Consider the following 20398-nt stretch of genomic DNA (forward strand, 5'->3'; position numbering starts at 1 on the left):
GGGCAGTCCCCCGCAAACGTCTCTGCAAATGAAACGCTCATTGTTTGAGGAAATCAAAAACCGCAATGTCGATCTCCCCCCTTGAGGGGGAGATGCCCCGGCAGGGGCAGAGGGGGGTGCGGCACGGCAAACTCGACGTAGTGCGAGGCACCCCGATCTCCCCCCTCGCGGCGAGCGAAGCTCGTCCGCCGGGGGAGATGCCCCGGCAGGGGCAGAGGGGGGTGCACATCGGCATACGCAACACCCTGCCGAAAGAGTGGCGTGCGCATCAGCAAACTCCACGCCCCGGGGGCAAAAACCCCTGTGCTCTGGGACAATCGGCACAATAAAACCGGTTCGGCATCGCAGGAGACGATTGCAAAACGAAGCGGTTTTCTCTAAAGGCTCGGCATGACCCAGACAGCACCTTCCGACACCGTCCTCATCGTTGATTTCGGCAGCCAGGTTACCCAGCTGATCGCGCGGCGTGTCCGCGAGACCGGGGTGTACTGCGAGATCATTCCCTTCCAGTCCGCCGAAGAAGGCTTTCACCGCCTGAAGCCGCGCGCCGTGATCCTGTCCGGCTCGCCGGCCTCGACGCTCGACGAGAACAGCCCCCGCGCACCGCAGGTGATCTTCGACAGCGGCGTGCCGGTCTTCGGCATCTGCTACGGCCAGCAGACCATGTGCATGCAGCTCGGCGGCAAGGTGGAAGGCGGGCATCACCGCGAGTTCGGCCGCGCCTTCCTCGACGTGGAGCAGAACTGCCCGCTCTTCGACGGGCTGTGGTCGGTGGGCTCCCGCCATCAGGTGTGGATGAGCCATGGCGACCGCGTGACCGCGATCCCGCCGGGCTTTTCCGTGGTCGCCACCTCGCCCAACGCCCCTTACGCCTTCATCGCCGATCCGGCCCGCAAATATTACGCCGTGCAGTTCCATCCGGAAGTGGTGCACACGCCCGACGGCGCCAAGCTGATCGCCAATTTCGTGCACAAGATCGCCGGCATCCACGGCGACTGGACCATGTCGGCCTACCGGGCCCGCGCGGTGGAGGCGATCCGCAAGCAGGTGGGCGACAAGCGCGTCATCTGCGCGCTGTCCGGCGGCGTCGACAGCTCGGTGGCGGCGCTCCTCATCCATGAGGCGGTCGGCGACCAGCTCACCTGCATCCTCGTCGATCACGGCCTGATGCGGAAGGACGAGGCGAAGAACGTCGTCGCCATGTTCCAGGAGCACTACAACCTCCATCTTCTCCATGTCGACGCGTCCGAGAAGTTCCTCGGCGAGCTCGAGGGCGTTTCCGACCCGGAGACCAAGCGCAAGATCATCGGCCGCCTGTTCATCGAGACCTTCGAGGAAGAGGCGAAGAAGCTGGGCGGCGCGGATTTCCTCGGCCAGGGCACGCTCTATCCCGACGTGATCGAGAGCGTCTCCTTCACCGGCGGCCCCTCCGTGACCATCAAGTCGCACCACAATGTGGGCGGCCTGCCGGAGCGGATGAACATGCAGCTCGTCGAGCCGCTGCGCGAGCTCTTCAAGGACGAGGTGCGGGCGCTCGGCCGCGAGCTCGGCCTGCCCGACAGCTTCATCGGCCGTCATCCCTTCCCGGGCCCGGGCCTTGCCATCCGCTGCCCCGGCGGCGTGACCCGCGAGAAGCTCGAGATCCTGCGCGAAGCCGACGCGATCTATCTGGACGAAATCCGCAAGGCGGGCCTCTACGACGCCATCTGGCAGGCCTTTGCCGTCCTGCTGCCGGTGCAGACCGTCGGCGTGATGGGCGACGGGCGCACCTACGAATTCGTCTGCGCGCTGCGCGCCGTGACCTCGGTCGACGGCATGACCGCGGATTTCTACCACTACGACATGGAATTCCTCGGACGCGCGGCCACGCGCATCATCAACGAGGTGCGCGGCATCAACCGCGTCGTCTACGACGTGACCTCGAAGCCGCCGGGCACCATCGAGTGGGAATGAACTGAGACAGGCAAAAAGGGGCGGCGGGTGCTGCCCCTTTTCTCTTCCGGGCCGGGGAGGGCGCGGGACCCATGGGCATGCACCGGCTTTTCGATCTTTCGGGCAAGGTGGCGCTGGTGACGGGCGCCGGCAGCGAGAGCGGCATCGGCTTTGCCACGGCGCGGCTTCTCGGCGAGCTCGGCGCGAGGCTCGCCATCACGGCCACCGGTCCGCGCATCGAGGAACGGGCGGCCGCGCTTAGGGCCGAGGGCATCGAGGCGATTGCCCTCAGGGGAGACCTCACCGACCGCGGGGCGGTCGGCGCGATCGTTGCGGCCACCGAGACCGCGCTCGGGCCGATCGGCATCCTCGTCAACAATGCCGGGATGGCCATGGAAGGCGCAAGCCTCGAGAGCACCGCCTTCGACCGGCTGGCGCCCGACACCTGGGACCGGCTGATCGAGCGCAACCTCACCACCTGCTTCAACATGACGAGGGCGGTCATTCCGGGCATGGCGGAACGGGGCCATGGGCGGATCGTCCATGTGGCCTCCGTCACCGGGCCTCTGGTCAGCATGCCCGGCGAGGCAGCCTACAGCGCCGCAAAGGCCGCGATAACGGGCATGAGTCGCTCGATCGCGCTCGACGTCGGGGCGCGGGGCATCACCATCAACAGCGTCGCGCCGGGCTGGGTCGAGACCGCCTCCCAAACCGCAGTGGAAGCCCGCGCAGGCCGGGCGACGCCCCTCGGCCGATCCGCCTCGCCGGAGGAAATCGCCGCCGCCATCGCCTTTCTCGCCAGCCCCGGCGCGAGCTACATCACCGGCCAGGTTCTGGTCGTCGACGGCGGCAACTGCCTGCAGGAGATCAAGGGCTGAAGGAAGAGCCCCCTGGGGCGGCCTTGCAATTCCGGTTGCACGGGATGCTTCCATGCGGTATCTTAGGAACGTCTAAACAGAGGACTTCCCGTGAAGGCACCGAAGGCGACGCTCTCCCGCATGATGGACGACCGGTCGACCCGCAAAGGGGTCGCAGGGCCGGCCGATGACGGCATGAGCGAAAGGGCAGCGCCACATCCCGCGGACACGCACTTTCCGCCGAGGAGCCCGGAGGGTGTCTTCGGGATGCTGAAACGGAGCGGGCCGCCCCTTTCCCTCGAAGAGATGGACCGCGCCATCGCCGCCGAACTGGCAAGCCGACATGCAGGCCGTTGATACCAATGTCGTCGTCCGTTACCTGACCGCCGACCATCCGCAACAGGCCGCGCGGGCACGTGCAATCATCGGGGAACATAAGGTCTTTCTGTCGCTGACGGTGATCCTGGAGTGCGAGTGGGTCTTGCGGACTGCCTACCGGTTCGAACAGCGCGACGTGATCGATGCCTTGCGGGCTTTCTGTGGACTTCCCGGCGTGCGGCTCGATCAGCCCGAGGTTGTATCCACGGCATTGATGCTTGCTGAGCAGAAGGTGGACTTTGCCGATGCCATCCACATCGCCCAGGCAGGGACGAACGCGTTTTCTTTCGTGACGTTTGATCGGAAACTGGCGAGGGCGGCGCAGAAGGCCGGGCATCATTATGTGCGCGAGGCCTGAACGGCTCCTATGCCCTCTTCCCCGGCAACCCGGTCGCGAGCACCGCACCGCCGATGACGAGGAGGGCGGCGAGACCGAGGGTAAGCGAGGCGGGGGCCTTGCCGGTCAGCACGAGGAGGGCCGTGGACACGAGCGGCGAGAGATAGGAGAGCGTGCCGAGCAGCGTGATGTTGCCATGCTTGGTGGCGTGGTCCCAGGCGAGGAACGCAAGCCCCACGGGCCCGAGGCCGAGGGCGAGGATTGCCGTCCACTGCGTCGCGGTCGGCATCACGCTGTCCTCGAACAGCAGATGGGAGGCAAGGCCCGCCAGCGCCACGGCCCCGCAGACGCCCACCAGCATGCCGCTCGGCACCTGGCCGAACCGGCGGTTGACGACGGAATAGCTGGACCAGACGAGCGCGCAGCCGAAGGCAGCCGCATAGCCCGTGACGCTTCCCGCAGGCGCAGCGTCACCGTTCTTTGAAAAGATGATCAGCGCGGTTCCCGCAAAACCCAGGAGGGCCCCGCCCAGATGGCGCGCCTTCAGCCCCTCGCCCGGCAGAAGGGCGGCGAAGAGCACGATGAAGAGCGGCCAGAGATAGCAGATGATGCTGGCCTCGCCGACAGGCGCGTTCTGCAGGGCATAGAAATACAGCGCGTGGTAGCCGAAGAGGCCGAGGAAGGCGACGAGCCAGGGCGCGGGCGCCTGGCGGAGCTCCGAAAGACCATCCGCCCCCCGGACCGCCAGCACCACCATGCCGCCCAGAAAGGCGACGCCGAAGGTGAGCGCCATCAGCTCGAAGGGCGGAATGGCGCCGGCGGTCGCGGTAAAGAGCGCGAGCAGCGCCCAGAGCAGGATGGCGACGATGCCGATCAGCGTGGCGCGGGTGCTGATGTCCATGGATCTTTCCCCCGTTGAGACGGGCAGGCTCTAGCAAAAGCGGGCCGGACTGTCTTGATCATTCCGGACGCGGCCCGCGGCGATCGTTCAAGGCGACCGGTGAGGCGGGGCGCGATGGGCGAGCCGGTAGGCGGCGGGGCTCGGCCAGCCCTTGCGGCGCATGTGGCGGGTCATGGCGCTCTGGTCGGCAAAGCCGGTCCGGGCGGCGATCTCCGCAAGCGGCAGGCCGGTCTTGCGCAGCAGGCGGCGTGCCTCCCGCAGCCGCAGACCCGTCAGGAAGGCATAGGGGCTTTCCCCATGCACCAGCCGGAAGGCGCGGGTCAGCCGGTGCGGCTGAAGACCGCTGACGCGGCACAGCGCCTCGATGGTGACCGTGCCCGCAAGATTGGCCTCCATATGGGCGACCGCGCGGGCCAGCAGCCCCGCCTCTCCCGGCTGCGGCGCATCGGAGCCGGAGGAAAGAGCGGCGAGAAACAGCGCGCACCAGTGGCCGACGGCCTCGCGGGAGATCTCCGTCGCGGCGCGATAATCGACGAGCGCCTTGACCGGGCTGCTCACGGGAAAGAAGGCCTCGACGGCAAAGCGCTCCGCCTCCGCCTCGCCGAGGGGCACGCTCGACACGTCGGCGACGAGGAAACGGTTTTCGCCCGAGGCCTCGAAGGCATGGTCGATCCCGGGCGGGATCAGCGCCCCCTGCCCGGCGCGGACCGCCCCGCCCCTGCCGCCGATCTCCATGTCGAGCCGGCCCTCGACGGGCAGCACCACCTGCCAGAAGCCATGGGCATGGCGCTCCGTCTCGGCGCGGTAGCTGCGGAAATCCAGTCGGTCGATGGCGTTCATGGGCTCCCCCGGGCCGCGTTTGCAGAACTGGGTAGCAAAAGACGGCGCAGTCCTGCAACAGCCGCCCCGGGCCCGTTGAATTTGCCGCCTTTTTCCTGCCGGTGAAAGCGCATAAAGTCACCCGCACTTCAGATTCGAAAGGGTTCGCATGTCTTCTCCGATTGATACCGCAAAGCTCGAGAAACTCGCGGAAGTGGCGATCAAGGTCGGCCTCCAGCTGCAGAAGGGCCAGGACCTCGTCATCACCTCGCCGGTTGCGGCGCTGCCGCTGGTCCGGCTTCTGACCAAGCACGCCTACATCGCCGGCGCCGGCATCGTGACCACCTTCTATTCGGACGAGGAATGCACGCTCGCCCGCTACCGCCATGGCAGCGAGGAGAGCTTCGACCGCGCCGCCGGCTGGCTCTACGAGGGCATGGCCAGGGCCTATGAAAACGGAGCGGCACGGCTGGCCGTCGCGGGCGACAACCCCATGCTGCTTGCCGCCGAAGACCCGGCAAAGGTTTCCCGCGCCAACCGGGCCAATTCCGCCGCCTACAAGCCGGCGCTGGAGAAGATCTCCAACTTCGACATCAACTGGAACATCATCTCCTACCCGAACCCCTCCTGGGCACGGCTGGTCTTCCCCGGCCTGCCGGAAGACGAGGCGGTGGCGAAGCTGGCCGATGCGATCTTTGCCGCCTCGCGTGTGGATGTGGCCGATCCGGTGGAGGCCTGGCGCCAGCACAACGCCAATCTCGCGGCCCGGTCCGACTGGCTGAACGGCCAGCGCTTCGAGGCGCTGCACTTCACCGGTCCCGGCACCGATCTGAGGGTCGGTCTTGCGGACGGGCACGAATGGCACGGGGGCGCAACGGTGGCCAAGAACGGCGTGCTGTGCAACCCCAACATTCCGACCGAAGAGGTCTTCACCACGCCCCACGCGCTCAAGGTGAGCGGCCATGTGTCGAGCACCAAGCCGCTGAGCCACCAGGGCAGCCTGATCGACGAGATCCAGGTGCGCTTCGAGGAGGGCCGCATCGTCGAGGCGCGGGCCGCGAAGGGCGAGGAAGTGCTGAAGAAGGTGCTGGATACGGACGAGGGTGCCCGGCGGCTGGGCGAAGTGGCGCTGGTGCCGCATTCCTCGCCGATCTCGGCCAGCGGCGTGCTCTTCTACAACACGCTCTTCGACGAAAACGCCTCCTGCCACATCGCGCTCGGCCAGTGCTATTCGAAGTGCTTCGTCAACGGCGCCTCGCTCTCGCCGGAGGAAATCCGGGCGCAGGGCGGCAATTCGAGCCTGATCCACATCGACTGGATGATCGGTTCGGGCCAGATCGACATCGACGGCATCCATGCGGATGGCAGCCGCGTGCCGGTCATGCGCAAGGGCGAATGGGCCTGATGGCGGCTCCGCGCTTCGCCGCGCTCGGCGGTGGCGGCTGGCTGGGCGGCGCGCTGGTGCGGGCAGCCCTTTCCGCCGGCGTCATCGCCCCGGCCACCACGGTCGTTACCTCGCGCAGGGGTGCCGTGGACGGCTTCGAGGCCTTTGCCGGCCTCGGCATGACGGCGGACAACCGCCAGGCTGCCGCGCAGGCGGATGTGGTGCTTGTCGCCGTTCGGCCGGGGGATATCGATGCGCTTGACGCAGATCTTTCGGGCAAGCTGGTGCTGTCCGTGATGGCCATGGTGCCGATCGATGAACTTGCCGGCCGTTTCGGCTGCCGCCGCATCGTGAGAGCCATGCCGAACGCGGCTGCCGGACGGCTGAAATCCTTCACACCGATGGTGGCGGGGGAGGCGCTGGACGAGCAGGACCGCCGTTTCGCGGAGGCCTTTTTCGCCGCATCGGGCATTGCGGAATGGCTGCCGGACGAAAGGGCGCTCGACTACTTCACGGGGTTGACCGGCTCCGGCCCGGCCTTCTTCGCGGCGCTTGCCGCGGCGATGGAACGGGATGCCGTTGCCCGCGGCTTCGATGCGGCACTCGCGGCCAGGGCAATCCGGCAGCTGCTTGCGGGCGCTGCGGAGGAGCTTGCCGGAGAGCGCTCGCCATCGGAGCTCGTCTCGATCTTCAAGGACTACCGGGGAACCACCGCGGCAGGCCTGACGGCCATGGAGGAACACGGGCTGGACCCCCTGGTGCGGGCGATGCTGGAAGCCGCCGAGCGCAGGGCCGCCGGCCTTACCTGATCGCGGAGACGGCGCGCCGGACCCGCTCCAGATGCGCCTTGCGCTTCTCCTCGGTGCTGCGGTCCATGTTGTCGAGGTTGAAGCTGCGGAAATCCAGCCCCCGGCCGCAGAAGGCGGCGATGCCGCGCTTCAGGATGCGGCGGACGGGATTTCCCATGTAGAACTGCACGACCCACCAGGGCGAGCCCGTGGTGGTGAAGGCCCAGAACAGGCGGATGCGGGTGAGTGCCGGCCGGATGCGACCGCCCTCCGGATCATGCGTGAAGGCGACGCCGGGCGCGAAGACGCGATCGAAGAAGCCCTTGAGGATCGCTGGGAAGCTGAACCACCACTGCGGGAAGACGAGGATGAGGCCGTCGGCAGCCTTCAGCCGCGCCACCTCGCCGCGAACCGCCTCCGCCCCGTAGCCATCGCTCATGTAGGCGCGGCGCTCGGCCTCGCCGAGCCGCGGATCGAAGCCCTCGCGGTAGAGATCGAGAAGATCGACGCTGTGGCCATTCGCCTCCAGCGTCTCGCGGATGGTGCGGGCGACCGCGGCGTTGAAACTGTCTTCCAGCGGATGGGCGAGGACGAGGAGAATATGCACGGGCTAGAACAGGCTCCCCTGCCCGGAGCCGCCCTCGCCGGGCTTCGGGGATCGCTTTCGGGAGGGGGCCGGCGACGGCGGCTGGGCGGCGGGCTCGGCCGGGCCTTCGCCCACGGTCGCGCCGATGCGGCCATCGGCAAACTCGATGCCGACCGCCTGCCCGGCGGCAAGCGAGGCCGCGAGGCTGACCGGGCGGCCTTCCGCATCGCGGACCACCGCATAGCCGCGCTTCAGCACGTTGCGATAGGAGAGCGATTGCAGCATGCGATCCTGCGCGGCGAGCATCTGCCGGTGACGGTTGAGCCGGTTGACGAGCGCCGTGTCGCCATGACGGGAGAGGCTTTCGAGACGCTCCCGGAGGCGGCGATATTCACCGGCGAGGCGGAGCGGCACGCCGTCGAGCGCCCCGGAGACCCGGTGCAGCCGGGCGCCGGAGAGATCGACGAGGCGCTCCACGCTGCGGCCGATCCGCTCGATGCGCTGGGAAAGACGCTGCCGCTCCACTTGCAGGCGCTGGGCCATGGTTTCGGGGCGAAGCTCGGCGGCGACCCGTTCGAAGCGCCGGCGCTTGGAAAGCGTGTTGAGCTCAAGGCCGCGCCCGAGTGCGGCGGCGGCCTCGTCGAAGCGGCGGCGCGGCAGGGCGAGCAGCTGGTCGAGCGAGGGGAAGGCCCGCATCAGCCCGCGCAGTTCCTGGCGTCGGCTTTCCATCTGGCGGACCTGCGCGTTGCGCAGTCTCGCGCCGAGGCCGGCGGTTTGGGCAAGGAGGTCGGCCCGGACGGGAACGGCCATTTCGGCGGCGCCTGTCGGGGTGGGTGCGCGCATGTCGGCCACATAATCGATCAGCGTCCAGTCGGTCTCGTGGCCGACGGCGGAGATCAGCGGGATGGCACTTGCGGCAGCGGCCCGCACCACGACTTCGTCGTTGAAGCCCCAGAGGTCCTCGAGACTGCCGCCGCCGCGCGCAACGATCAGCACGTCGGGGCGGGGAATGCCCTCGGCGCCGGTCAGGGCATTGAACCCGTTGATGGCGCGGGCGACCTCCTCGCCGCAGCCTTCGCCCTGCACCTTCACCGGCCAGAGAACCACATCGACGGGGAAGCGGTCCGCCAGGCGGTGGAGGATATCGCGGATGACGGCCCCGGTCGGCGAGGTCACCACGCCGATGACCCTGGGCAGGAAGGGCAGAAGCTGCTTGCGGGCGGGATCGAAGAGGCCTTCGGCACCCAGGCGGCGCTTGCGCTCCTCGATCAGCGCCATCAGCGCGCCGGCACCGGCAGGCTCCAGCGTATCGATGACGATCTGGTATTTGGAGGAGCCCGGAAAGGTGGTGATCTTGCCGGTCGCGACCACCTCCATGCCCTCCTCGGGCCGGAACTTCAGCCGCCCCATGGTGCCCTTCCAGATCACCGCATCGATGCGGGCGCGATCGTCCTTCAGCGAGAAATAGGCGTGCCCCGAGCTGTGGGGACCGCGATAACCGGAAATCTCGCCGCGGACCCGGACCTGATCGAAGGCGGTTTCCACGGTACGCTTGATCGAGCCCGACAATTCCGAGACGGAATATTCGGTGAGGTTGCTCGGCGAATCGGCATCGAAAAGGCTGCTCATGTCCCGACACTAGCGGCAAAGCGCAGGCCTTAGAACCCTCTCCTCAGCCGCGCGCGCCGCGCCGGACGCGATAGATGGCAAGACCGCCCTTTTCCGGGCTGTCGAGCTTCTCGAGATAGGCCGGCACCTCGCCCCTCGCCAGGCTGCCATAGAAACCCTCCGGCTTCAGGCGTGCGAGATCGCGCGTCTGGATCTCGCCCGGGCAGAAGAGGACGTAATCCACCTTCGCGCCGTCGAGCAGCGCAATCGCCTCCGCCGGCATGGCAAGGCCGGTGTTGAGCTCGGTGAGCATGCCGCCCTGATTGCGGTGATAGGGCGCGCTCAGCACCCGGTGCGGGGTGTAGCGCAGGATCTGCACGCCGAGATCGGACGGGGCGAGCACCACGCCCGCCGGAAGCGCGGCAAGCGGCGCGAGCGCCTCTTGCGAGGCGCAGGCCATGGGGCCGGTCGTCTTTGGTGTCTCGAGCTGTTCGGCAAGCCCGCTCCAGCCCTTGTCGAACGCCAGCCCGCCGACAGACCAGACGAGCGGCAGCGAGGCCAGCCCGGCGCCGGCATAGGCGAGCATGCGCGGCGCGCTCTGCGGCGCGGCCTGCTGCCAGGCGCGGAGATCGGCGACGAGGAGCGACAGCGGCAGGATGGCGAGGAGGTTCGAGAACATCGCGCCCCTCACCTGCACCAGCGCCACGGCGAAACTGACGCCGAGGAGGGCAAGGACGAGGAGATGCAGCTCGACCTTTTCCCGCCGCAGGATGCGGATGGCCGAAACCAGGAGGCCGAGTGCGCCGACGGCATAGAAGCCGCCCACCGTGGCCGGCTGGTCCTGCCATTGCGCCAGTAAGGAATGCGCCTCGATGACCTTGGCGAGCCAGAGCTCGGTCAGCATCGGGTCGAGGCTTGCCAGCGGATTGCCGAGGCATTGGGGCGCGATGATCCGTGCGGTCGCCAGGACGAGGCCGCCTGCAAGCCCGAGCGCCGCAAACCGCACCACCCTGCCCCGCCCGGACAGGGCCGTGGCGGCGAGGAAGAGCAGGAAGCTGCCGATGGAGGCAAGCGAATAGAAGCCGAGCGAGAGGTTGTCGCAGGTGACCATGCGGTAGAGATGCGGCGGCACGGTCGCGAAGAAGGCGGCGCTGACCGTGAAGAGCAGCGCCAGCGAAAAGGCCATGGCGGGACGGCGGTAGCGCTCGCCATGAAAGGCCCAGAGGCAGGCAACGGTGGCGCAGGCCGCGGCGACGAAGGGCGCGGCCTCCGCCCCGATGGCGATTTCCATCGCGGCGGCAAAGCCGGCAACGGCAAGGCTTGCAGGGCGGCGTTCGGGATCGACCAGCATGGCGACGAGCAGGGTTGCGAGCGTCAGCTGCAGGTTGTGGTGATCGATGGAGCCGGGCATGAAGCGGCCCATGCCGTAGACATAGAAGAGCGTCATGACCGCGGCGACATGCATGGCGACGCGCCCCCCCGCCCGGAAGGCGGCAAGCCCCATCAGCACGACGATGGAGAAGGCGAGCAGCATCGGCCAGACGGCCAGCGCCAGCGCTTCGGCACCCGCCCGGTCTGCAAACAGCGAGAAGAAACGGATCAGCAGCGCGATCGGCAGGTCCACGAAGCGGGACCAGTGCATCAGCGTGCCGCCCTCCAGTCCCAGGCGGTACTGCACGAGGTCGAACCAGCCCTGACCGCCAAGCAGGTCGCGCACCTCGACAAGGCGCATCACGTCGTCATTGTCGGGGCCGACATAATCGCCGCCGCCCAGGCGGTGGGCGGCGAGGAGCAGAACGACGAGGGCGAGACCGTAGCCGGCAAGGGGTGCAAGCACGCCAGCCAGCCCGGATCTGCCCGATGAAAGCGGCGTTCCGGGCGTCAGGCCGCGTTCATCCCCGGCCGCAATCCAATTTCCACGCATAATGCCCCGTCCAAGACTATCGGCGGAAACCTTGCCTTAACCTTCTCAAGAAATAGTAAATTCCCGCAGCCCGTGGATGGTCCGGCTGATTTCCTGTGTAGAGAGTAGAAACCGATGGCCGATGCAATGATTGCAGACCCCCATGTCGCCGTGCTGATCCCCTGTTACAACGAGGCGGCCACCATCACCGGGGTGATCGAGGGTTTCCGCGCCGCGCTGCCCGACGCCGACATCTATGTCTACGACAACAATTCCACGGACGGCACGGCGCTGAAGGCGCTGATGGCCGGCGCCATCGTGCGCACCGAGACGCGCCAGGGCAAGGGCCATGTGGTGCGCCGGATGTTCGCCGATATCGAGGCCGACATCTATCTGATGGCCGATGGCGACGGCACCTATTCCGCTGCCGATGCCGGCCACATGATCGCCGAGCTGATCGACCGTCAGGCCGACATGGTGGTGGGTGCGCGCCGCGGCGTGCACGACGATGCGGGCCGTCAGGGCCATGCCGTCGGCAACCGGCTGTTCAACACGCTCTACCGAACCCTTTTCGGCACGGATTTCTCCGACATCTTTTCCGGCTACCGCGCCTTCTCGCGCCGCTTCGCCAAGACCTTCCCGGCCGTTTCCGGCGGGTTCGAGATCGAGACGGAAATGTCGGTGCATGTCTTCCGGCTGAAGCTTCCCGTCTCCGAAATCGTGCTCGATTACGGGCGGCGGCCGGAGGGGTCCCACTCCAAGCTCTCCACCTTCCGCGACGGCTTCCGCATCCTGTGGATGTTTGCGATGCTGATGAAGGAAACGCGCCCCTTCGCCTTCTTCGGGCTGGTCGCCGCGCTTGCCATGACGGCCAGCGGGGTGCTGATGGCGCCGGTGCTCTACGAATATGCGATGACCGGCCTCGTGCCGCGCCAGCCCACCTGGATGCTTGCCATGGCGCTGATGATGATCTCCTTCGTGGCGATGACGGCCGGCACCATCCTCGATTCGGTCGCCCGCTCCCGGGCCGAGCAGCTTCGCCTGTGGTACAACAGCATGCCGGCGCTCGGCAGCCGTCCGCTCGCCGTGACCGGCCGCACCGGCAGCGCCGATCGCCGGACCGAGGCGGCCTGACCGTGCGCGAGCGCATCCGCAAACTCGCCTTCTTCGTGATCGCGGGGACGGCCGGCTTCCTCACCGACGCCGGCACGCTCCACCTCCTGATCACCCATACGGCGGTCGGCCCCTACATCGCCCGCATCTTCTCCATCGCGCTTGCCATGTTCGTCACCTGGCAGATCAACCGCACCGCCACCTTCAGCCGCTCCGGACGCAGCACCACCGACGAGGGCATCCGCTATGCCTTCGTCGGCATCCTCGGCGCCGTGCTGAACTATGCGGTCTATGCCAGCCTCATCTTCCTGCTGCCCGGCCTCCAGCCCGTCGCCGCCGTCGTCGCCGCCTCCCTCGCCGCCATGGGCTTCAGCTATTTCGGCTACTCGCGCTTCGTCTTCGGAGAGAAATAGGGGCGGCATTCCCGGACTGCACGCGCGGCGTGGAGTTTGAGGCACCGCACCCCCCTCTGCCCCTGCCGGGGCATCTCCCCCTCAAGGGGGGAGATCGACATTGCGGTTTTTGGCTTCCTCAAACAATGAACGTCTCATTTGCTGAAACGGTGGCTGGGGACTTCCCTCATAAGCCCCATCCGATCTCCCCCCTCGCGGCGAGCGAAGCTCGTCCGCCTGGGGGAGATGCCCGGCAGGGCAGAGGGGGGTGGCATCGGCAAACGCAACGCCCAATCTCCCCCCTTGAGGGGGAGATGTCTGCGAAGCCGACAGAGGGGGTGCCGTGCGGCAACGCGCATCGCTTGCGCCCTGGGGCCTCAGACCGGTTCCCAGCCGTCCTTTTCGCTGGCGCGGTAGATGGCGTCGATGAAGGCCTGGTTGCGGCGGGAGTTTTCCAGGGTGACGACCTCGGCCTCGCCGCCGGTGGCGGCGCGGGCGAAGGCTTCGGCTTCCAGGCGGTACTGGCGACTGTCGGGGAAGCGGAAGATCTGGGAGAGGCCGTGGCTCTGGTTGGTGAGCTCCACTTCCTCCGCACCGTAGCGATCCGCGTTGAAGGGCGACTTCACCTCGATGAAGCCTTCGGTGCCATGGAAGACCATGATCTGGCGGTTGGCCATCTGGGTGGAGATGTAGAAGCTGAGTTCGAAGCTGCCGAAATCCGCCCGGACGGAGGAATAGATGTCGGTGCCGAATTCGGGGTCGCGCTCCGTGGTGGCCGAGACGCGGATGGGTTCCGCACCGGTGGCGAAGCGCGTGGTGATGGTGGGATAGACGCCGATATCGGGCAGGCCGCCGCCGCCGAGGGCGGGGATGTTGCGCATGTTTGCGGGGTCGCGGTTGAAATAGGTGAAGGCGCCCTGCACCTGCCGCAGCCGGCCGATGGCGCCCTCCCGCAGAAGCTGGCGCACCTTGTGCCATACCGGCGTGTAGGTGATCATGAAGGCTTCCGAGACCAGCACGCCGTTGCGGTCGCGCGCCGCGATCAGCGCATCGATCTCGCCGGCCTTGAGCGCGATGGGCTTTTCGCAAAGCACATGCTTGCCCGCATCCGCCGCCCTGATGGTCCATTCCACGTGCTGGGACGTGGGCAGCGGGATGTAGACGGCGTCGATGGTGTCGCTTGCGAGCATCTCCTCGTAGGAGCCGAAGGCGTGGGGCACGGAGAAGCGGTCGGCCAGCTCCCGGGCTTTGGAAAGCTCCCGGCTGGCAATCGCCGTCACCACGCAGTTCTCCGCGTCCTGGATCGCGGGAATGACCAGTTCGCGGCCGATCTTGGCGGTCGAGAGTATGCCGAAACGCAGCATGGGAGTGTCCTTTTGAACCGATTGAAATCGGGGCGAGCCTAGCGGAGCTTCGCCCCTCCTGCAATGGTCTGGCGGCGCTTACCGAACCGGTTTCAGAAGCCGCAGCGCGTTGATCGTCACCAGCACGGTCGCGCCCGTATCCGCAAGGATCGCCGGCCACAGGCCCGTGATGCCGAGGATGGTGGTGACCAGGAAAAAGGCCTTCAACCCCAGCGCGATGGCGATGTTCTGGCGGATGTTTGCCATGGTGGCGCGCGACAGGCGGATGAGGCGCGCGACATCGCCCACATGACCCTTGAGGATGGCGGCATCCGCCGTCTCGAGCGCCACGTCGGTGCCGCCACCCATGGCAATGCCGATATCGGCGGCGGCAAGCGCGGGGGCGTCGTTGATGCCGTCCCCCACCTTGGCGACGATGCGCCCATCGGCCTTCAGCCCGGAGACGATGCGCTGCTTGTCCTCGGGCATGAGCTCGGCGCGCACCTCCATGCCGAGCTGGCTGCCGATGGCCTGCGCCGTCAGGTGGTTGTCGCCGGTCAGCATGAGGGTGCGGATGCCCTGCGCCTTCAGCTCCCTTACGGCGACGATGGCATCGGGGCGCGGCTCGTCGCGGAAGGCGATCGCACCGGCCACCTCGCCGTCCACGACGAGAAGCGAAACGGTCTTGCCCTCCCCGTTCAGCGCGGCGATCCGCGAACGGGCTTCGAGAGGGATCGTGCCCATGGCCTCGGCGGCGCGCAGGGAGCCGAAGAAGACCGCCTGTCCGCCGATCCGGCCGGAAAGACCCTTGCCGCCGATGGCGCGGTTGTCCTCGACGGCCGGAAGGGAAAGCCCCTCCGCACGGGTGAGGATGGCCTTGGCAAGCGGATGGCTGGAGCCCGCCTCCAGCGCGGCGGTGAGGGAAAGCACGGCCGCCTCGTCCCGCCCGAAGGCGAGGATGTCCGTCACGACCGGCTTTCCCGTCGTCAGGGTGCCGGTCTTGTCGAAGGCCACGGTGTCGATCTCGCGGAGTTTCTCCAGCACGGCGCCGCCCTTCAGCAGCAGGCCTGCACGGGCGCCTGCCGACAGCGATGCGGCAATTGCCGCGGGCGTGGAGATGACGAGCGCGCAGGGGCAGCCGATCAGCAGGATCGCCAGGCCCTTGTAGAGCCATTCCGCCACGTCTCCCCCGCCGACAAGCGGCGGCAGGATGGCGACCAGCGCGCCGACCGCCAGCACGCCCGGCGTGTAGTAGCGGGAGAAGCGGTCGATGAAGCGCTCCGTCGGCGCCTTCTTCTCCTGCGCCTCCTCCACCAGCCGGATGACGCGGGCAATGGTGTTGTCGCTGGAGGGGGCGGTGACCCGGATGCGCAGCGCGCCATCGCCGTTGATCGTGCCGGCAAAGACCGGTGCGCCCGGCCCCCTGGACACCGCGACGCTTTCCCCGGTGACGGGCGATTCGTCGATGCCGCTTTCGCCGGAGAGGATTTCCCCGTCCGCCGCGATGCGGTCTCCGGGCCGGGCGAGGATGATATCGCCGGGGCGAAGGTCATCGGCGCGGGTCTCCGCGAGGCCGGATGGCGTTTCCTTCAGCGCGGTTTTCGGAACGAGGGCGGAGAGCGCGCCGATGCTGTCGCGCGCCTTCGTGGCGGCAATGCCTTCCAGAAGCTCGCCCACGAGGAAGAGGAAGACCACCATGGCCGCCTCTTCCGTCGCATCGATGACGACGGCACCGGTGGCGGCGATCACCATCAGCGTTTCGATGGAAAAGGGCGTTCCGGCCCGCGCAGCCGCCAGCGCGCGGCGCGCCACCGGCACGAGGCCGACAAGCAGCGAAAGAAGGAAGGCGCCCCTGGCAATGCCCGGCACCAGAAGACCCGCACCATAGGCGATCGCCAGCGCCAGGCCCGAAAGACCCGCCAGCCGCGCCTTGCCGCTTTTCCACCAGGGGCCGCTGATCGGCCCGTGATCATGACCGTGGTCGTGTCCGTGATCATGGCCCGGTTCATGCCCGTGCTCGTGATCATGCGGATGATCGTGATCGTCGTGACAGGCGGCCCCCGAAGGCGACGGTGACCCGGCCTCGGCGCTTGACCCGATGGCAGTCACCCCATAGCCGAGCCCGCTGACCAGCCGTTCGAGCGCGGCAAGATCGGACCCCTCGCTGTGGGTCACCGTCATCGTGCCTGCGGTCACGGATACGGCGACATCGCTGACGCCATCGACGCGCCGGGCGGCCTTGTCCACCTTCAGCGCGCAGCTGGCGCAGTCCATGCCTTCTATCCGGTAGCGGGACTTCATTTCTTGCATCGCGGGTACTCCAGATCGTCTGTCGGGCCCCCTGCCTAATCCCTCCAGTCGCTAGAGGTTCAAGCCCCTTGCTCCCGTTTTTTCAGTCGTTGATGCGAAAACCCTCGAGCCGCTCCGCGATCAGCCCGATGGTTTCGGCATCCGCATTGGCGAAGGCAAAGCGCAGGTGCTGGTCCTGTTCCTTGCCGAAATAGGAGCCGGGCACGCAGAGCACGCCCGCATCCCGGGCCAGCCGTTCCGACACCACCGCCGCCGGCACGCCGGGGAAGGGATGCTTGACGAAGGCGAAATAGGCGCCGAGCGAATCCATGCGCCAGTCGGGCGCCTTCTCCATCACCGCCTTCAGCGCGGCGGCGCGACGGTCGATCTCGGCGCGGTTGTCCTGACGCCAGCCCTTGAGCGCGGGAATGGCCTTGGTCAGGGCCGCCTGTGCCGCGCGGGGTGCGCAGATCTGGAGGTTGTCCATCACCTTAGCCACCTGCGCCACGACAGCGGGCGAGGCGGTGATCGCGCCCATGCGCTGGCCGGGAATGCAGAAGCTCTTCGAGAAACTGTAGAGGCCGATCAGCGTATCCTCCCAGCCCTCGCGACCGAAGAGGCCATGGGGGCGGTCGATGGCGGCGGGCAGGAAATCCCGGTAGGTTTCGTCGAGGATCAGCCAGGTGCCGTTCTCGCGGCAGATGTCGAAGATCGCCTCGAGCAGGGGTGCGGGATAGATGGCGCCCGTGGGGTTGTTGGGCGTGACGAGGCAGAGCGCCTTGACGGAGGGATCGATGGCGGCCCTCACCGCCTCCACCGTCGGCACGAAGCCGTTCTCCGGCGGGCAGGCGATCTGCCGCACCTTCATGCCCAGCATGGAGAGGGTGATCTCTTCGTTGAAATAGAAGGGGTTGGTCGTGGCGATGGTATCGCCATAGGCCATGGTGGCAAGGCAGGTGGCGATGAAGCCCTGGTTGGCACCGGCCGTGATGTGGATGTTGCGGGCTGCAACCGGGGTGCCATAGGCTTCCGTCACATAGGCCGCATAGGCTTCCCGGAGCGGCATTTCGCCTTCGATCGGCCCGTAGCTGATATTGGCGAGCGACAGCGCCTCCTCCGACAGGTAGCGCAGCATGTCCCGGTGCGGCGGATAGCCCGGCACCGCCTGTGACAGGTCGATCAGCTTGCCGCGGTGGCCGTCATAGGCCCGGCCCCAGGCAAGCACGGTCGGAATGGCAGGCGGATTGAGGCGTTCGACAAGCGGGTTGAAGCGGGACATGGGCGGAAATCACTCCTGACGGGATGGCGAGGCCCTATCGATACGCCAGCAGGCCGCTTCGCGGCAATGGCTGTTCTTGAGGGGTATATCCGGAAAGCCGCTTTGCCGGGCAGACCTTGCCCGGGCCGGCGGCAAGCGAAGGCCGCCGGCTCAGGGCTCCACCTTCACCCTTGCCCGCCCGCGGCTGAGATCGCGGATCAGGTCCGATACCGGTTCCAGCCGGTCCGCGGGGAGCGAGAAGCGGAGCACGGCGCCTTCTGCGGCAAAATCCTCTGCGTCGAGGCTCAGCCCCGGCAGCGGCAGCAGGCGGGCCTTCAGCACGGCCATATCATTGAAATCGCAGGTGACCGAGAAGGCCGTCCGCAGCACGATCGGCCCCTTGCCGAGGCGCTTCAGGCATTCGCCCGCCGTCCCGCCATAGGCCCGCACCAGCCCGCCCGTGCCGAGCAGCACGCCGCCATAGTGGCGGATGACGAGCACCACGACATGATCCAGCGCATTGCCCTCGATCACCTGCAGGATGGGCTTTCCGGCGGTGCCGCCCACCTCGCCATCGTCGTTGAAGCGCACGCGCGGGCCGATGCGATAGGCCCAGCAATTGTGCGTCGCCGCGGGATCCGCATGGGCGGCAATGAAGGCTCTCGCCTCCTCCTCCGTCGCCACCGGCCCCGCATGGGCGATGAAGCGGCTCTTCTTGATTTCCTGGGCAAAGCTGCCCGCTTCCGTCAGCATGAACATGGGCGATCACTACAGCAGGACGGGCGCGATTTGAATGGTGTTGCGGAGGGATCGACGGATGACGGCATGGGGTGCGGTGCGCCTCGCTCGGGCGCTATGTGGAGTTTGCGGATGTGCACCCCTCGCGTGGCGCTGCGTTTGCGGATGCGCACCCCCCTCTGCCCTGCCGGGCATCTCCCCCTCAAGGGGGGAGATTGAGCGCCGCGTTTGACGTGCCGCACCCCCCTCTGCCCCTGCCGGGGCATCTCCCCCTCAAGGGGGGAGATCGGGATGGGGATTCTTGGGGAAGTCCCCAGCCACCGTTTCTGCAATTGAGACGCTTGTTGTTTGAGGAAGCCAAAAAACCCACGGTCGATCTCCCCCCTTGAGGGGGAGATGTCCCGGCAGGGACAGAGGGGGGTGCAGCACGGCAAAGGAAACGCCGTGCGGACAGAGGGGGGGGGGGGTGCCTCAAACTCCACACCGTGCCGACAGAGGCGGCCGCGGCACACCCGACGCCGCCCCCCAATCCGTCACGCGAGCGTTGCCACCGCCCTGGCGATGCGGTCCAGCGCGGTCCTCAGTTCCTTTTCCGAGGTCGCGTAGGAGATGCGGAAGAAGGGGGCGAGGCCGAAGGCGGTGCCGGGGACCATGGCGACGTCGTGGCTTTCGAGCAGCCAGGCGCAGAAGTCGCGGTCGGTCTCGATGACCTTGCCATCCGGCGTCTTCCTGCCGAGAAGGCCGGCGCAGCTGGCGAAGGTGTAGAAGGCGCCTTCCGGTTTCGGGCAGGAGATGCCCGGAATGGCGTTCAGGCCTTCGACTACGAGATCGCGGCGCTTCTGGAAATCGAGGCAGCGTTCGCGCACGATGTCCTGCGGGCCGGTGAGCGCCGTCAGCGCCGCCGCCTGGCTGACCGAGGACGGGCAGGACGTGGACTGGCTCTGGATGACGGACATGGCCTTGATCAGCGCCTTCGGACCGCCGCCGAAGCCGATGCGCCAGCCGGTCATGGCATAGGACTTCGAGACGCCGTTGACGGTGAGCGTCCGGTCCTTGATGCGCGGCTCCACTTCCGCCGGCGTCGAGAAGGCGAAGCCGTCATAGAGGATGTGCTCGTACATGTCGTCGGCGAGAAGCCAGACGTGTGGATGGCGCAGCAGCACGTCGGTGAGTGCCTTGTAATCGGCGCGGGAATAGGCGGCGCCGGACGGGTTCGACGGCGAATTCAGCATCAGCCAGCGGGTCTTCGGCGTGATCGCCGCTTCCAGCCGCTCGGCCGAAAGCCGGAAGCCGGTTTCCGCGCCGCAGGGGATGAGCACGGGCACGCCGCCGGCGATCTGCACGATGTCGGAATAGGAAACCCAGTAGGGGGTCGGGATGATGACCTCGTCACCCGGATCGAGCGTCGCCATCATGGCATTGTAGATCACCTGCTTGGCGCCGGTGGAGACGGTGATCTCGTCGGCGGCATAGTCGAGGTTGTTGTCCGTCTTGAACTTGGCGGCAATCGCCGCCTTCAGCTCGGGCGTGCCGTCAAGCGCGGTGTATTTGGTCTGGCCGGCGCGGATCGCGGCGATCGCGCCGTCCTTGATGAAGTCGGGGGTGTCGAAATCCGGCTCGCCCGCGCCGAGGATGATGACATCCCGGCCGGAGCGCTTCAGCGCCGAGGCCTTGGCCCCGATCTGGAGGATTTCGGACACGCCGATGGCCGAAATCCGGGATGCGGGGCGGAAGGCCGCCCCGCTTGCGATACTGTCAGCCATCGGCGTTTC

18 protein-coding genes are annotated in these 20398 nt (G+C 67.4%); 8 read left to right on the forward strand and 10 right to left on the reverse strand.

The annotated features are described in order from the left end of the window. Positions 1-390: 390 nt before the first annotated feature. The 4 genes from guaA to GGR23_RS17630 all read left to right on the forward strand — a co-directional run bounded on the left by guaA (position 391) and on the right by GGR23_RS17630 (position 3525). Entirely contained in the window at positions 391-1953 is a 1563-nt protein-coding gene (guaA, locus tag GGR23_RS17615; RefSeq protein WP_183367639.1) for a glutamine-hydrolyzing GMP synthase, read from the forward strand. A 71-nt stretch (positions 1954-2024) separates the two neighbouring features. Next, a complete protein-coding gene (locus tag GGR23_RS17620) occupies positions 2025-2810 on the forward strand; it encodes an SDR family NAD(P)-dependent oxidoreductase (RefSeq protein WP_246365773.1) in 786 nt (261 codons plus the stop codon). A gap of 90 nt (positions 2811-2900) precedes the next feature. Continuing rightward, positions 2901-3146, forward strand: coding sequence for a hypothetical protein (locus tag GGR23_RS17625; protein WP_183367640.1), 246 nt, complete (start codon positions 2901-2903; stop codon positions 3144-3146). Beyond that, a complete protein-coding gene (locus GGR23_RS17630; RefSeq protein ID WP_183367641.1) occupies positions 3133-3525 on the forward strand; it encodes a type II toxin-antitoxin system VapC family toxin in 393 nt (130 codons plus the stop codon). The genes GGR23_RS17625 and GGR23_RS17630 overlap by 14 nt, the downstream gene beginning before the upstream one ends. Positions 3526-3532: 7 nt before the next feature. On the opposite strand, the gene yddG is transcribed toward GGR23_RS17630, so the two are convergent. Together yddG and GGR23_RS17640 are read right to left on the reverse strand one after the other, a co-directional pair. Beyond that, on the reverse strand, positions 3533-4405 hold the full coding sequence (gene yddG, locus GGR23_RS17635; protein ID WP_183367642.1) for an aromatic amino acid exporter YddG: 873 nt from the start codon (positions 4403-4405) through the stop codon (positions 3533-3535). A gap of 87 nt (positions 4406-4492) precedes the next feature. Next, entirely contained in the window at positions 4493-5245 is a 753-nt protein-coding gene (locus GGR23_RS17640) for a helix-turn-helix domain-containing protein (protein ID WP_183367643.1), read from the reverse strand. Between the two features lie 148 nt (positions 5246-5393). Here GGR23_RS17640 and GGR23_RS17645 point away from each other — a divergent pair, with 148 nt between their 5' ends. Beyond that, positions 5394-6629 (forward strand): aminopeptidase, encoded by a 1236-nt coding sequence (locus tag GGR23_RS17645; protein WP_183367644.1) that lies wholly within the window; start codon positions 5394-5396, stop codon positions 6627-6629. Further along, the gene (locus GGR23_RS17650; RefSeq protein ID WP_183367645.1) at positions 6629-7417 is read left to right on the forward strand and encodes a pyrroline-5-carboxylate reductase family protein; all 789 of its coding nucleotides are present in this window, start codon (positions 6629-6631) and stop codon (positions 7415-7417) included. The genes GGR23_RS17645 and GGR23_RS17650 overlap by 1 nt, the downstream gene beginning before the upstream one ends. Here the strand turns inward: GGR23_RS17650 and GGR23_RS17655 are convergent. Genes GGR23_RS17655 through GGR23_RS17665 form a run of 3 tightly spaced genes read right to left on the reverse strand, consistent with a single transcriptional unit; the run spans position 7410 to position 11514 of the window. Further along, positions 7410-8003 carry an NAD(P)H-dependent oxidoreductase gene (locus tag GGR23_RS17655; RefSeq protein ID WP_183367646.1) on the reverse strand — a complete coding sequence of 198 codons (594 nt, stop codon included), beginning with the start codon at positions 8001-8003 and terminating at the stop codon, positions 7410-7412. The two genes, GGR23_RS17650 and GGR23_RS17655, sit on opposite strands and share 8 nt — an antisense overlap. A gap of 3 nt (positions 8004-8006) precedes the next feature. Continuing rightward, positions 8007-9611, reverse strand: a complete 1605-nt coding sequence (xseA, locus tag GGR23_RS17660) for an exodeoxyribonuclease VII large subunit (protein ID WP_183367647.1) — start codon at positions 9609-9611, stop codon at positions 8007-8009. A gap of 43 nt (positions 9612-9654) precedes the next feature. Continuing rightward, positions 9655-11514 carry a hypothetical protein gene (locus tag GGR23_RS17665; protein WP_183367648.1) on the reverse strand — a complete coding sequence of 620 codons (1860 nt, stop codon included), beginning with the start codon at positions 11512-11514 and terminating at the stop codon, positions 9655-9657. Positions 11515-11628: 114 nt separating this feature from the next. Here GGR23_RS17665 and GGR23_RS17670 point away from each other — a divergent pair, with 114 nt between their 5' ends. Together GGR23_RS17670 and GGR23_RS17675 are read left to right on the forward strand one after the other, a co-directional pair. Further along, entirely contained in the window at positions 11629-12627 is a 999-nt protein-coding gene (locus tag GGR23_RS17670; RefSeq protein ID WP_183367649.1) for a glycosyltransferase, read from the forward strand. 14 nt (positions 12628-12641) lie between these two features. Beyond that, complete coding sequence (locus GGR23_RS17675; RefSeq protein ID WP_183367791.1) at positions 12642-13019, forward strand: GtrA family protein; 378 nt, start codon at positions 12642-12644, stop codon at positions 13017-13019. Between the two features lie 356 nt (positions 13020-13375). Here GGR23_RS17675 and GGR23_RS17680 read toward each other — a convergent pair whose 3' ends face one another. From GGR23_RS17680 to GGR23_RS17700, 5 genes are all read right to left on the reverse strand, one after another. Continuing rightward, positions 13376-14362: a Gfo/Idh/MocA family protein gene (locus tag GGR23_RS17680; protein WP_183367650.1), complete on the reverse strand. Its 987-nt coding sequence runs from the start codon at positions 14360-14362 to the stop codon at positions 13376-13378. A 78-nt stretch (positions 14363-14440) separates the two neighbouring features. Further along, positions 14441-16651 carry a heavy metal translocating P-type ATPase gene (locus tag GGR23_RS17685; RefSeq protein WP_183367651.1) on the reverse strand — a complete coding sequence of 737 codons (2211 nt, stop codon included), beginning with the start codon at positions 16649-16651 and terminating at the stop codon, positions 14441-14443. Positions 16652-16733: 82 nt separating this feature from the next. Then, complete coding sequence (locus GGR23_RS17690) at positions 16734-17909, reverse strand: aminotransferase (RefSeq protein WP_183367652.1); 1176 nt, start codon at positions 17907-17909, stop codon at positions 16734-16736. Positions 17910-18059: 150 nt separating this feature from the next. Beyond that, positions 18060-18647: an IMPACT family protein gene (locus GGR23_RS17695; protein WP_183367653.1), complete on the reverse strand. Its 588-nt coding sequence runs from the start codon at positions 18645-18647 to the stop codon at positions 18060-18062. A 512-nt stretch (positions 18648-19159) separates the two neighbouring features. After that, positions 19160-20389, reverse strand: coding sequence for a pyridoxal phosphate-dependent aminotransferase (locus GGR23_RS17700; protein ID WP_183367654.1), 1230 nt, complete (start codon positions 20387-20389; stop codon positions 19160-19162). Between the last annotated feature and the right edge of the window lie 9 nt (positions 20390-20398).

The organism is Gellertiella hungarica (assembly GCF_014197145.1).
Taxonomy (GTDB): domain Bacteria; phylum Pseudomonadota; class Alphaproteobacteria; order Rhizobiales; family Rhizobiaceae; genus Gellertiella; species Gellertiella hungarica.